This window comes from Anaerosacchariphilus polymeriproducens (genome assembly GCF_003363435.1).
Classification (GTDB): Bacteria; Bacillota; Clostridia; order Lachnospirales; family Lachnospiraceae; genus Anaerosacchariphilus; species Anaerosacchariphilus polymeriproducens.
The window spans coordinates 229,023-242,946 of record NZ_QRCT01000049.1 but is presented as its reverse complement, the minus strand read 5'-3'; the positions used below and the strand labels follow the sequence as shown (position 1 = coordinate 242,946).

Annotated in this window: 14 protein-coding genes, 1 tRNA gene and 1 pseudogene; 14 read left to right on the top strand and 2 right to left on the bottom strand. The window is 30.7% G+C overall.

Annotated elements, in window-relative coordinates:
• Positions 1–3 precede the first annotated feature (3 nt).
• The 5 genes from rlmB (at position 4) to DWV06_RS14600 (ending at position 3,042) form a co-directional block, all read left to right on the top strand.
• Positions 4–744, top strand: a complete 741-nt coding sequence (gene rlmB / locus DWV06_RS14620; RefSeq protein ID WP_115482926.1) for a 23S rRNA (guanosine(2251)-2'-O)-methyltransferase RlmB — start codon at positions 4–6, stop codon at positions 742–744.
• Positions 745–767: 23 nt separating this feature from the next.
• Positions 768–1,376, top strand: coding sequence for an RNA polymerase sporulation sigma factor SigH (sigH, locus tag DWV06_RS14615; protein WP_115482925.1), 609 nt, complete (start codon positions 768–770; stop codon positions 1,374–1,376).
• 29 nt (positions 1,377–1,405) lie between these two features.
• Entirely contained in the window at positions 1,406–2,458 is a 1,053-nt protein-coding gene (locus DWV06_RS14610) for an AAA family ATPase (RefSeq protein ID WP_115482924.1), read from the top strand.
• Entirely contained in the window at positions 2,413–2,823 is a 411-nt protein-coding gene (locus tag DWV06_RS14605; RefSeq protein WP_147289870.1) for a P-loop NTPase family protein, read from the top strand. Before DWV06_RS14610 ends, DWV06_RS14605 begins: the two co-directional genes overlap by 46 nt.
• Positions 2,824–2,969: 146 nt before the next feature.
• Positions 2,970–3,042, top strand: a tRNA-Thr gene (locus tag DWV06_RS14600).
• 81 nt (positions 3,043–3,123) lie between these two features.
• Here DWV06_RS14600 and DWV06_RS19120 read toward each other — a convergent pair.
• Positions 3,124–3,387: pseudogene (locus DWV06_RS19120) on the bottom strand (transposase); the annotation flags it as partial.
• 261 nt (positions 3,388–3,648) lie between these two features.
• Between DWV06_RS19120 and DWV06_RS14585 the strand changes: the two are divergent.
• Genes DWV06_RS14585 through DWV06_RS14545 form a run of 9 tightly spaced genes read left to right on the top strand, consistent with a single transcriptional unit; the run spans position 3,649 to position 13,371 of the window.
• Positions 3,649–4,470 (top strand): TrmB family transcriptional regulator, encoded by an 822-nt coding sequence (locus tag DWV06_RS14585; protein WP_115482922.1) that lies wholly within the window; start codon positions 3,649–3,651, stop codon positions 4,468–4,470.
• Positions 4,442–5,383: a carbohydrate kinase family protein gene (locus DWV06_RS14580; RefSeq protein WP_115482921.1), complete on the top strand. Its 942-nt coding sequence runs from the start codon at positions 4,442–4,444 to the stop codon at positions 5,381–5,383. The genes DWV06_RS14585 and DWV06_RS14580 overlap by 29 nt, the downstream gene beginning before the upstream one ends.
• A 4-nt stretch (positions 5,384–5,387) precedes the next feature.
• Entirely contained in the window at positions 5,388–6,266 is an 879-nt protein-coding gene (locus DWV06_RS14575) for an ABC transporter permease (RefSeq protein WP_115482920.1), read from the top strand.
• Positions 6,267–6,268: 2 nt separating this feature from the next.
• Positions 6,269–7,093: an ABC transporter permease gene (locus DWV06_RS14570; protein WP_115482919.1), complete on the top strand. Its 825-nt coding sequence runs from the start codon at positions 6,269–6,271 to the stop codon at positions 7,091–7,093.
• A 50-nt stretch (positions 7,094–7,143) separates the two neighbouring features.
• Entirely contained in the window at positions 7,144–8,160 is a 1,017-nt protein-coding gene (locus DWV06_RS14565; protein WP_115482918.1) for an ABC transporter ATP-binding protein, read from the top strand.
• Positions 8,135–10,201, top strand: a complete 2,067-nt coding sequence (locus DWV06_RS14560; protein ID WP_115482917.1) for a hypothetical protein — start codon at positions 8,135–8,137, stop codon at positions 10,199–10,201. The genes DWV06_RS14565 and DWV06_RS14560 overlap by 26 nt, the downstream gene beginning before the upstream one ends.
• Positions 10,202–10,228: 27 nt before the next feature.
• Positions 10,229–11,365: an extracellular solute-binding protein gene (locus DWV06_RS14555; RefSeq protein WP_115482916.1), complete on the top strand. Its 1,137-nt coding sequence runs from the start codon at positions 10,229–10,231 to the stop codon at positions 11,363–11,365.
• A gap of 24 nt (positions 11,366–11,389) precedes the next feature.
• Positions 11,390–12,349: an NAD-dependent epimerase/dehydratase family protein gene (locus tag DWV06_RS14550; protein ID WP_115482915.1), complete on the top strand. Its 960-nt coding sequence runs from the start codon at positions 11,390–11,392 to the stop codon at positions 12,347–12,349.
• 11 nt (positions 12,350–12,360) lie between these two features.
• On the top strand, positions 12,361–13,371 hold the full coding sequence (locus tag DWV06_RS14545) for a radical SAM protein (protein WP_115482914.1): 1,011 nt from the start codon (positions 12,361–12,363) through the stop codon (positions 13,369–13,371).
• Positions 13,372–13,567: 196 nt separating this feature from the next.
• Here the strand turns inward: DWV06_RS14545 and DWV06_RS14540 are convergent, their stop codons facing one another.
• Positions 13,568–13,921 (bottom strand): winged helix-turn-helix transcriptional regulator, encoded by a 354-nt coding sequence (locus DWV06_RS14540; RefSeq protein WP_115482913.1) that lies wholly within the window; start codon positions 13,919–13,921, stop codon positions 13,568–13,570.
• Positions 13,922–13,924 lie beyond the last annotated feature (3 nt).

Sequence of the window (13,924 nt, the reverse complement as noted above, 5' to 3'; positions counted from 1 at the left end):
TGTATGAGATACGAAGAACTTACGATTGAAGGAAGAAATGCAATAATAGAGGCATTCCGAGCTGGAAAACCCATTGATAAGCTGTTTGTTTTAGATGGTTGTCACGATGGACCTGTACAATCAATTGTCCGGGCAGCCAAAAAAGGAGATACTATTATACAATATGTTTCCAAAGAACGTTTGGATCAAATTTCTGAGACGAAAAAACATCAAGGTGTTATAGCCTATGCAGCAGCTTATGAATATGCAGAGGTAGAAGATATACTTAAAATTGCCGAAGAGAAAGAAGAACCACCCTTTGTTTTCTTACTAGATAATATAGAGGATCCGCATAATCTGGGTGCTATCATTCGTACTGCCAACTTGGCAGGTGCTCATGGAGTCATTATTCCAAAAAGAAGGGCTGCAGGTCTGACCGCTACCGTTGCCAAGGCATCAGCAGGTGCTATCAATTATACACCTGTAGCCAAAGTTACGAATATATCCAAGACGATTAAAGAACTTAAAGAAAAAGGATTATGGTTTGTATGTGCAGATATGGATGGGGACGTCATGTACAAATTAAATTTAAAAGGTCCCATTGGTTTAGTTATTGGAAATGAAGGCAGTGGAGTAAGCCATTTGGTGAAAGAAAATTGTGATTATTCAGCCTCTATTCCAATGAAAGGGGATATTGAGTCCTTAAATGCATCCGTAGCAGCAGGTGTTCTCGCTTTCGAAATTGTCCGTCAGAGAATGCAATAATCATATATGTATAGGGGTAAGGTATGAATAGATATGAAAATATGACCGATGAACAGTTAATTGATATGCTTCGAGCAGGGCAAGAAGAAATTACAGATTATATTATGAATAAATATAAAAATCTGGTGCGTAAAAAAGCGAAAGCTATGTATCTGATCGGTGGAGAAAGTGATGATTTGATTCAAGAAGGAATGATAGGCTTATTTAAAGCCATCAGAGATTATAAGATTGAAAAAGAGGCATCTTTTTTCAGCTTCGCAGAGCTTTGTATTTCCAGACAATTATACAGTGCAGTCCAGGCCTCGAACCGATTGAAGCATATTCCATTAAACAGCTATGTATCTTTATATTTAGACGTCAATCATTCTACGGAAGAAGAAACTCCTTTATTAGAAGTGTTACAAAGTTTAACGGAGAAAAGTCCCGAAGAGAAATTTATTGACCAGGAGAATGTATCTAATATCGAGAAACAATTGGAAAAGAATTTAAGTAAATTTGAAAATGAAGTATTGAAATTATATATTACAGGATTAGGATACATTCAAATTGCAGAAATATTGGATAAGCCTGCCAAGTCAGTAGACAATGCATTACAGAGGATTAAAAATAAATTAAGTTCAATTTTATTATAGTTAGATAAATAGGGAGAGAAATGTAAGTTATGAGAACATGTATTGACTATACAATTAGTCCGACAACGTTAACCATAGTAAGAGGTTGTCTGGATACGGCACTTGAGTTGGACAAGGATGGATTCGGCCCTCATCAGGGAGAATCTATTGTAGAAATATTGCAGAGAGATATTATCACTTTTTGTGCATATCTGGCTAAGTGTGACGGAGAGGTCGATACGGAGGAAATTGACTTTATTAATAAATTTTTTCTCCAGGAGTTGGAGAAAGCACAAATAGAAGCCTTGGTAAGGAATCGTGAAATAGAAGATGAATCCTGGTTATTAAGGCCTGCAAAGTCTTTTGATTATTTTCTGAAACCTAAATTGCTCAATACTCCGGAAGCGAAAGGCAAATATTATAATATTATAAATGTATATTATAAAGCATTTGATAAAGTAGGACATGAAGTGATCTCCTGTAATCGGGATTTGAATGAAGTTCAACTAGTCAGAATCACAGATTATTTATGTATGCTACGAGAATTTATTAAAAATGGACAATTTGTTTATCAAGAAGAGAAAAAAGAAAGAATAGAAGAGAAGGTATCTATCAATACAGACACAGAAGTTGTTCAGCTTGAAAAAGGATCGTTAGATAAACTTTTAGAAGAAATGAATGGATTTATTGGAATGGATACTGTAAAGCAAGAAGTCCACAAGTTAATTTCATTTATAAAAATCAATAAGCTAAGAAAAGAAAATGGATTAAAAGTGCAGGAATTTTCTAACCACATGGTGTTTCTTGGCAACCCGGGTACCGGAAAAACTACATTTGCCAGGCTTTTGGCAAAGATTTATTATGCATTGGATATTGCTGAGACAGACAAATTTATTGAAATTGACCGCTCTGGGTTGATAGCAGGTTATGTAGGACAGACCAGTCAGAAGGTACAAGAAGTAATTGAAAATGCAAAGGGCGGTGTTCTCTTTATTGATGAAGCATATGCACTTTCAAACAATGGAGGAGAAGCTGATTTTGGCCGGGAGGCATTGATTTGCTTACAAAGGCGATGGAGGATTATAGAGACCAGCTTATTGTAATTGTCGCTGGCTATCCGGAACCAATGAATCAATTTTTAAATGTTAATCCCGGGTTCCGTTCACGGTTTAACAGAATTTTGACGTTTGAAGATTATACAGTGGATGAACTGATGCAGATTCTAGAAGGCATGGAAAAGAAACTTGATTATTATACTGACAGCGATGCAAGACATTTTGTAGAAAAAAAGGTTGAGGTAAAGCTGTGCTATAAAACGAAGGACTTTGCGAATGCAAGAGCAATGAGAAACTATTTGGAAGCAGCTATTTTAAAACAATCACAGCGTTTGATACAGCAGGAACAGATAAGAAAAGAAGATTTAACGACTTTAAAAATAGAAGATTTTGAAGGAATTACGTTTGCATAAAATGTAATCAAAAATAAAATACGTTATTGACAATTTATGTTCTCTATAGTATAGTATTACAGTCGAGATACAAGCTGGCGTGGCACAGTTGGTAGCGCGAAACATTGGTAGTTTAAATACTAATGGACTAAAACATTTAATACTAAGCTGATATGGCACAGTTGGTAGCGCGTCGCATTGGTAGTGCGGAGGTCACGGGTTCGACTCCCGTTATCAGCTCTCAAATATTGATTTTAAAGGCTTTCTAGAGAATAACTTTAGAGAGCCTTTATTTTAGGCTCTGTGTTCTCTTTTTCTTAATTAATTAGTACAATGTAATATTCTTGTTCTAAATCTTTCAAAATTCTTAATTCCATAAGATGTACGTTTCATTACTTTGATTTTATTATTAAAATTTTATTATTCGATCAATAGCCCAAGTGATTTGCTTAATAAAATGGTATTCATCTATTACAATTTTTGCATTAGGAAAATAGACTTGTCCAAACTCTATATATTGTTTTCACATATCACAACAAAGAATTCTACTTGATTACGTTCTTTCTTGGGAATCGTTCTAAAATATATTTTTTATAAAAATACCTTCAATATTTAATAATTTATTGATATAATTGGATATCATCTATACATTACCTCTGGTCTAAGTGGTTGGCGAACTAACAAAGAGGAAGTAATTGTATAGATGATATTTTATTACAAAAATAAAAATGTTGGAAGTGTAAGTTTATGATGTGCCCCCAATAAGTTAGACTTGCAGAAATTAAAAAAATACTATATAATAGTTGTACAAAATGAACAACTAGTGATGAGAGGAATTAAGATATAATGAGAATTCAAGAGAATTTAGAAAAGTTAAATTTTTCAAAGTTAGAAACACAGATATATTTAGCTTTATTAGGAACAGAACCTTTATCGGCATATCAATTAGCTAAAAAGATAGATATATCGAGAACATCAATATACAATGCTTTAGAACATATGTTAGAAAAGGGTATGGTTGAAATGGTACCTAATGATACTGCATTGTATATAGCACAAGAACCAGGAGTGATTTTAGGTAAAATGCGCTTTGAAATGATAAATGCTATGGAGGAATCAGAAAAACAATTAAAAAATTATCAAGAGTTACGACGAAAAAATATTAATCTTGTTTTCAGAGGGTTTGAAACTACTATCTTTAAAGCAAAGGCTATTTTGAAAAATGCTAAAAATGAGGTTTATATAAATGCAGATTTTGATTTGTCATGTTTTAAAGAAGAATTCCAGACATTAAAAGAAAACAAAGTTAGGGTAGTGGTGTTCTCATTTTATGATTTGGATTTAGAGTGTGGTGTGGAATTTTATTCTCACTATAGAAATATGAATAAAGGGCATTTGGCATCTAGATTTATGTTAGTTGTGGACAATGAAATATCATTAATAGCTGATAGGGGGACAGAGCTGAAGGAATGGAATGGAACAGTAAGCAATAATGTTCTGTTTACAAAGATACTATCTGAGCATATCCATAATGATATATATTTGTTGAAATTGAGAGATAGATATGGAAAAGAGATATATGATAATAATTTGTATTTAAAAACAGATTTTGAAACAAGGCAGAAAGATGAGGTAGAAAATGAGAGTAATAGTATCAGGCTTAATTAATATTGAAACAACACTAAAGGTTAGAGAATTTCCAATTAATTATTATCCTATTGATTATCCTTTTTTTGGTATAAAATCAGATGTTTCAGGTGTGGCTTATAATGTTGGAAAAGCTCTTTTGGCATTGGAAAATGATATACAAATAACATCTTTTATTGGTGAGGATGAAGAAGGAAAGAGAATTTTATCAAAGTTAGAAAACGAAAAAATAGGAAACCAGTTTATTTACCATGAATTAGAAGAGACGCCCGTTACAGTTGCATTGTATGATGAGGAAGGTAGAAGACAAATATATTGTGATTTGAAAGACATTCAGGAAAAAAATATGGATTTCACCAGATTAGAAGCAGCGATAAAAGATAGTGATTTGGTTGTTTTATGCAATATTAATTTCAATCGCTCATTATTAAAAAAAGTAAAAAAGATTGGAAAATTAATTGCTAGTGATGTTCACGTATTAAGTGATATTGATGATGAATATAATAAGGAATTTTTGGAATATGCAGATATTTTATTTTTGAGTGATGAGCAATTACCATGTAGTGCAGAACAATTTATTTTTGAAATGAAAGAAAAGTATTTATCAAAGATTATAGTAATCGGACTTGGTAAGAAGGGGGTACTGTTATATGAACGTTCTGATGATACAATATACAGATTGGAAGCTGCTCATGTAGGTGACGTTGTGAATACTATTGGGGCAGGAGACGCATTATTTTCATGCTTTATAAATTATTACATGAAAGGATATTCAGCAGTAGAAGCATTGACTCGGGCGGAGATATTTGCAGCGTTAAAAATTCGTTGTAATGGTGCAGCCAATGGATTTAGTAGTGAAGATATTGTGGAGAAATATTATAAAAATAGTGAGGTAGTTGTGAGAAAAGTAACCTGTATACATAAGGAAGGGTGAGAGTGTGGTTAGTTACCTATCAAAATATAGTGTTTTTGCTTTGAATGCTTTAAAGCAAAAGTATGCATATAGATTTAAAGCATTAATGTGGTCATTTTCAACTCTTTTTAATATGCTTGTGCAATATTATCTTTGGAAATCAGTATATTTAGAGTTAAATGGAAATTTTATGGGAGTGGCACAAAATAATTATCTTACATATATAAGTTTTGGAGTTGTGTTCTATAATATAACCTCATGTATGGAAAATATGAATATAGCAGAAGATATAAAAACAGGAAGCATATCCATGAATTTGAGTAAACCTTTAAATTATAAAATGATGGTTTTTTTTCGACATATTGGTTCCAAGATGGGTGAAGCCATTGGTTTAGTTCCTCTAATGGTAGTTGCTTTCGTTTTAACAGGTTGTAAGTCAATGTCCTTACTAGGTGTATTATTTTTTGGAGTTTCTACAGTATTGGCAATTATACTATTTTTTTTGTTTTCGTATTTGATGGGGATATTGACTTTCTGGACAACTAATTATTGGGGTCTTCAATTTTTTGCAAATTCTATTATGGGATTGTTTTCAGGTCAGCTAGTGGCAATTAGTTTCTATATAGAACTAGGAAAAGGCACAGAGTTCGTTACAAGTAGTTTATCATTTCTACATCATCCAGGTTTTATGATGTGTTTTAATATTTTGGGAAAGATAGCATATTGTTTACCATTTCAAAGTATGTATTATACTCCAATGTCTATTTTGTCAGGAATTATTGACAAACCATCTGATATATTGTTGCATATTTTTCTACAATTTTTTTGGATAATATGCTTAAATGCGTTGATTCATATTCTGTGGAATAAAGCACAGAAAAAAATAACAATATATGGAGGATAGAAATGCGGTATATACAGTTGTATTTTCAATTTTTAAATTTACAGTTAAAGACAATTTTACAATATAAGTCTGATTTCATAATTGGAGTGTTTTCAGTATTGATAGGACAGATTAATATGTTTTTATTAACTATATTAGTTTTTTCGCAAATGGATGTTCTTGCTGGCTTCAATCTTTATGAGATGTTTTTGATGTATGGTTTTTTTGTTATGGTAAAGGGAATGGATCATTTTTATAATGATAATATATGGAGCTTTGCATGGAATAAAATTAAGGATGGGCGATTTAGCGAAATTTTGTTAAGACCATTAAATCCAATCTTTTACATTGTCATGGAGAGAGTAGAAATCAGTGGATTGAGTGAAGTAATAATTGGTTTAGTTATAATCATATTATCGGGCAATGTTTTGCATTTGTCATTAGGCGTGCTGGATATTTTCTTATTGTGTATATTGTTTATATGTGGTTTGGTAGTTTTTTTTGCTATTAAACTTTTATTTTCTGCACCTGCCTTTTGGACTGTTTGTTGTGGAGAATTTATGACAGCAGGCATTGAAATAAGTAATACTTCAAAATATCCTCTTACAATTTATAAGAATGCCATTATACAAAAAATATTGTTATATTTGTTGCCATTTCCGATTGTGGCATATTTTCCTGCTATTTTTTGCTTAAAAAGAGATACAGGGACAATTCATATTTTAAATGGAAGTATTAGCGGTTATGAGATTGTTCTTTATTCGGTAGTTGTAGCATCTATTTTATTATTTGTTTCTATCAAGGTTTGGTATATAGGATTGAAAAGATTTGAACCAACAGGAACTTGATAGAACAATAAAAGTATTTGGTATCTGAAAGCGAAGTGGAGGAATAGTATATGATAACAGTAGAACATTTATGTAAGGAATTTAAGGTTAATAAAAAGTATGAAGGATTAGGAGGTACATTTAAATCTTTTTTTTCGAGAGAATATACAATAAAAAGAGCAATAGATGATTTGAGTTTTAATGTCGGGAGAGGAGAAATGGCTGGTTATATTGGATTGAATGGTGCAGGTAAATCTACAACGATAAAAATACTCTCTGGATTAATGGAACCTACACAGGGAATATGCACTGTAAATGGAATGATTCCATACAGAGAAAGAAAAAGGTATACTAAAAATATTGGAGTGGTTTTTGGAAATAGGAGTCAATTATGGTGGGACTTGCCAGTATCGGAGTCATTTTCTGTATTACAAAAAATATATGAGGTGCCAAAAGAAGAATTTAGTGAAAGATTAGATTTTTTGATAGAGATACTTGGAATCAAAGAGTTTTACTTAACCCCCGTAAGAAATTTAAGTCTTGGACAAAAAATGAGAGCAGATTTGGCTGCGTCTATGTTACATAATCCAGCAGTGTTATTTTTAGATGAGCCTACAATAGGGTTAGACATAATTGTTAAAGAAAAAATTAGGCAGGCTATAAAGAAAATTAATAAAGAAACAAATACCACAGTATTATTAACAACACATGATTTGGATGATATAGAAGAAATTTGTAATAAAATAATTGTTATAGATAAAGGAAAAAAAATTTTTGATGGCAGCTTAGACGAATTAAAAAATGTATATGCAATTACAAGAACAGTACATTTTGAATTTAAGGAAGAAACTACTTGTTTAATAGATATAAGAGAAAGAAACGGTATATTAAATGTAGAAAATGAAGAGAAAAATAGAATTTCTATTAAGTTTCTAAAAAAAGAGGTAGATTTTCCTGAATTAATGCAAGATATAGTTGGGAAATATGATGTAACGGATTTTATTGTTGAGGAACCAAAACTAGAGGAAATTGTAAAAGGAATTTATACGAAGGATTGTGTATATGAAAGAGGAAATAGTTATAAATAATTTGCCTGAATATTGGAAAAAAATTTTTTGTTGTGCAAAGGAAAAAATCGGATCTGCTTATGAAAAAGAAATGGAACATTCTAATTTGTTTTTCGCTCAATATTTGCTAAGAAGGCATATTTCGGATTATATGTTTCGTGATTTGTTAAAAATTTCAGACTTTGCAATCATTTATTTCTTTGCGAAATTATATGTGAAATATGGTTATAAAGGCGTAAGACCTAAGAGCATAATTTCGGATAAAGAGAATGAGTTGTGGTTACTAGAGAGAGATTTTTGCTTTTTCAATATAAGGGCAATAGGAAACGAAGTAGAGGAAACGGGAAATATTATTGATGCGGTTAAATTATTACCAGCATTAAGGGTTTCTGCAATACATCTTGCCCCCTTTTTTGAGTGTAGTGCAGGAATTATCTATTGTCAAAAATCATTTTTCCATATTAATCACGAAATAGTTAATGTGGAATATATGGACAAAGGTGTTTTGCCTAAAGAGCAGATATTTTTCTTTATTGACTGTTGTCATTTACTGAATATGGCAGTAGGGTTTGATGTCACTCCTCATACAAGTAATGATTCGGTACTCCGATTACAAAAACCGGAATTATTTAGATGGATTAAATTGGCACAAGATAAAACAACATTGTTTGATAATATGGATATTGATGTACAATATTCAGTAGAATTTCAAAATCAATGTCAAAAAGAGGTTGCGCTGGTAGTTGAGGAGGAAATAAAGAAAAATGGCATTGAACAATCTGATATTTGGGATATGGAATGTATTGATAAGATTAATAAAAGGTTGAGTGCGTTAGGATATTATACAGTTCCGCCTCATACATGGAATGGGTTATCTGTTCCAGGTTTTAAAAAATATGCTTATAATATACAAGCTCCTATTTGGGAATATAAAGATAAATATGGTCAAAATCAAGGACAGCATGCTATATGGCTACATGCAAATTTTTATATACATAAAGGGCTTAAAGCTAATAAAATTCCAGTATCATATATGTTAGATGATAAGGAAAAAGGTATAAATGTTGAATTTTTCAATTTTTTTATAGACTATTTAAACGACAAAGTTGAGCAATATTTATTTGATTTTCTTAGAATTGATTATGTGGATCATATCTTTGATAATGTTATGAAAGAAAATGGGATAGAAATACCTTTAAATGAAATGCTTACACCAGTTGAAATCAATGAAATAGTAAAAAAATTAAAGAATAGTTGGAAAGGTATTGGTGTTTTAGCGGACCATGTGGGGTGTGATGCAGATAAATATTATAAAGCCGGCTTTAATTTGATTATTAGTTCTCATGTAGCTTTTGAATACAACAAATGCAATTTAGAAAAAATTTTTTATGATTTATGTTCATCTAATAGTAATAATAGTAATTGTTTTAATACAGTTTGGGCAATAGATACTCATGATATGGCACATCCGCTTTTTTTAGGGAAAGAACTAGCACATAGAGAAGGGAAAGTTGGAATGGGGGTGCGTTTTTTTCTAAGTCGATTTGCAAATGTAGGAAGAAATAGACATCCCAAATACGAAGTGATAGGAAATCAAGATTTATCATCAGGAATACATAGAGCTAACAATAGACCAGAAAGTATTGCTTGGAACAGTGATAAAGAATTATTTGAATTGTATCACCAAATCGAGAATCAATATGAACTAATAAAAAATGATTTACAGCAAAGTAGCCTAATCCAATATATGGTAACTTCAAATATGGCTGTGTTCATTATTAAAAAAGATGATTCTGCAAAATATTGGATTGGCATGGTTCCTGTACCAGTTACTAATGATGTGGAATGGAAGGAGGAAATATTAAAAATTCCATTAGATATGGAGCTAAGTAAGAAAAATATTATTATGCATACTAAAATTAGTTTAGCTGTTTTTAAAATGGAATACTTAAATTTTACAGATATTGATAGGCTGTGTGATATTCAATTTTCTGTTAGGGAAAATGTAATTACAGTTAAGTTGAAGCAGATAGGAATAGCCTTATTAGAATTAGGATTCTAAAAAATAATTATTTGAAAGGAAGATACTATGAACAAATTGGAAATTTTTTTATTACGTGAAACATTAGGAGTTGTTTCAGAGAATTGGAATTTGCATCAATATGTGAATTTTCATTACAGTGATATAATGAAATCATTATATCTAACTGATTTTCCAGAAGCATGGGAGAATAAAGAATTAAGAAAAAGGATTGCAACAATAGGAGCAAATGATTATTTCAATAAATGGAATAGTGAAGAATTTATGATATTAGAAAGTGAAGAATTTGATGAAATATTTCAATTAACGGATAAGCATTTGGCAAACGGATCAATTATAAATGGTAAGAGAACAGGTATTCCTTTAGTGGGGGGGAATCATCAATTATTATTTTATAATAAAAATTATGTGAATGAAAAACCAGAAACAATGGAGGAATTAATATGTACGTCAGAGAAAATTAAGAAAGAATTTAATCTAGAATATGGTTTTGTTTTTCCAACAGGATTGAGTTATTTTATTTTGCCGTTTTTATATGGGTATGGTGCAGATTTATGGAGTAGTAATTCGGAAGCAATTCCAAGGCTGGCATTATATAAAACCATCTGTTTGTTAAAAGAACTTATATATGACAAGTCTATTTTACCAATTAAGTGGGAGCAGACAGAAAGTAATGAATGTTTTATACAGGGGAAAGCAGCATTTTGTATTGGTGGGGACTGGAATATTTCAGGGTTTGACAAAGCAACAGGACACAATTTAGGAATTTGTGAAATACCAAAACTTAACAGAGAATGCCGTTCTACTGCTAACGCTAGTTATTTATTTATATCAAAATTTATAACAAAAGATCTTTATTATAATATAAAAGAGTTCTGTAAGAAGTTTTTATCGGAGGAAATCCAGACGAAAGTTATTAATGAGCTATACAGAATGCCAGCAGCAAGAGAATATGTTTTTAATGAATATGATTTTGATGAATTATTGACTAGTAGCTATAAAGTTTATAAGAAAGCATTCATTTTGCCGCCTAAAAAGGAAATTACGCATATGTATCATGTATTAGCAGATTTATTGGAACCAAATGTCTTAATAAGTGATACGTCTGAAAACTTAACTGATAAAGTTTTATTACATTTAAAAGATGTAGATAGTTATTATACAAACAATTTGTTAAAATTATGAGATAAAAGTTAGAGGGTTGCATAAATGAAAATAGTTATTTTAGGAGGAACGGGATTACTTTCTTCAAGTATTACAAAAATGTGTGTAGCAGAAGGAAAGGAAGTAATTCATTTTAATCGTGGTAATAAGAAGCCAGAATATGAGGTACTGACAATACAAGGAAATCGCTATTGTAAAGAAGATTTAGAAAAGATATTGAATTATAAACCAGATGTTTTGATTGATATGCTTTGTTTTTCTGGAAAGGATGCAGAATTAGCAGTTAATACTTTTGCTGACAAAATTGAACACTATATTTATTGTTCGACATCATGTGTTTATACTCCAAGAATAAGTCAAGATTGGATTACTGAAGAAAGTGAAACAAGACCATTTACTGAGTATGGACAAGGGAAATTGCAGGCGGAAAAAGTGTTTTTAGAAGCTATGGATAAAAAGTTATTTAATGTCACTATATTTAGACCAGGGCATATTTTTGGAAAAGATTTTTTGGTTAATAATTTGTCATTTGAGGGAGGATATGTATTAAAAAGGTTACTAAATAATGAGTCGGTTGTATTAACAGAGGCTGGAAAAAGAAATTTTCAAGCATGTCATGCAGATAATGTAGGGTTAGCATTTGCAAAAGCTAGTGGATTGAAAAATACATATGGAAGGATATACAATCTTTCAGGAGAAGAAGAATATACTTGGAATGATATTTATTTAATAGAAAAAGAACTATTAAATAGCAAAAGTCAAATAATTTACAAAGAAACTAACCAGATAGTAGCTATAGATCCAGTATATTTTGATTTTTTAAAGACATATACTAGATTTGATTGGAAGCAATCTACGAAAAGGTTGAATTCTGAAATAATAGGTTATGTTTATAATACTGATTTTAAAACAGGACTATTAAAATTTATAAATGATAATGATGAAAAAATACATTCGTGCGAGACTGAAAAGTACCTATATGAAAAAATATTAAATCACAAGTAGGAGGAAAGAACATGTATTTATTTAATTCGACAGTGTTGGTAGAACCGACTAATATTTGTAACTTAAAGTGTGTTATGTGCGAGGCTAGATGTACTGTAGAAGCAGGAATAAATGATGCTGAATATATGTTACCAGAGCAATTGGATATTGCACTAAAAAAGCTAAAAACTTACATTAGTAATGTAGTATTTCAAGGCGACTGTGAACCTACGCTTAATCCATATTTACCAGAGATTGTAAAAGTTGCTAAAAAATATACAGAGCAGATTGCAATTGTAACGAATGGAGTAGCATTAACTCGTGAAAAAATTGATAGATTGGTTGAAAATGGAGTATCATGGTTTGCATTATCAATTGATGATTATAGGGAAGAAAAATATAATTCAATTAGAAAATATTCTGATTTTAAAAGAGTGATGGATAATTTGGACTACTTGTTAAAGATAAGGGATACAAAGAAGAAATATATATATGTCGTGACACATAAAATTGTTTTTCAGGAAGATAAAGCAGAAGATTTAGAAGAATATATTAATTATTTCTATTTGAATAAAGGGGTAAATAAAATTACTTTTGCGCCTATAGTAAAAGCGGGAAACATTGAGAATGAAAATTGGCTTCTTATGAGGAATAATCTTGAAAATAAACTAATTTGTCGGGGAATACAGATAAATTTAAAAGATTTTGCTAATTATCCTTATATGTCTAATCATAAATACTGTGGAACTAATTTATTTTTTATTAGTCATGAAGGAAATTTTGCACCTTGTGGTTTACATACAAGAGATAAGAAGATATTTGGTAATTTATTCTCTGATGAGCTGGACGATATAATAAAAAGAAAATCATTTATAGAGTATCATGAATATTGGTATAATCGAAGATTTGATAGTTGTGTACCGGAAATATGTAAAAATTGCTATTTGCTTAGAAGTCCTTATTTTAAGTATTGTTTGGATGACAGCTATAAATCAACAAATACTATATTTGAAAACGAACAAGTAAAATTACATACAAAATAATAAGTATCCTCAAAAACGGAGAGGTTGCAATAGAGAATAGACATGACAAAATTTAATGATGTTCAAAGAATAGTTTTACTGATGGAACTATTGATATTTATAATTTTAATTATTGAAGTTATACTAAAAAAATTATCCCAGCTTTAATTTTTAATCTGTTTAATATCATTAAAGATAATGTTTGAAATGTTCATATTCAGTCTCTTTTTGATGTCTTGCGATTATCTGTATTATTCGATTTATATTTTAATCCCCAATGCCACATTGCATCAAGAACCGGTTTTAAACTCATTCCTGTTTCTGTCAAAGTATATTCGACTTTTGGAGGGACTTGTGCATATACTTTTCGTGAAATCAGACCGCTTTCTTCCATTGCCCTAAGATGTTGAGTTAAAACTTTTTGAGATATACCGGTAATTGATTTTTTCAGCTCTCCAAAGCGCATGGTTCCGTTTAATAAATCACGGATAATTAGAACCTTCCATTTGTCACTTATTAAGAATAAAGTTGTTTCAACAGGACAATCAGGTAAATCTTTTAATTCAATCATTAA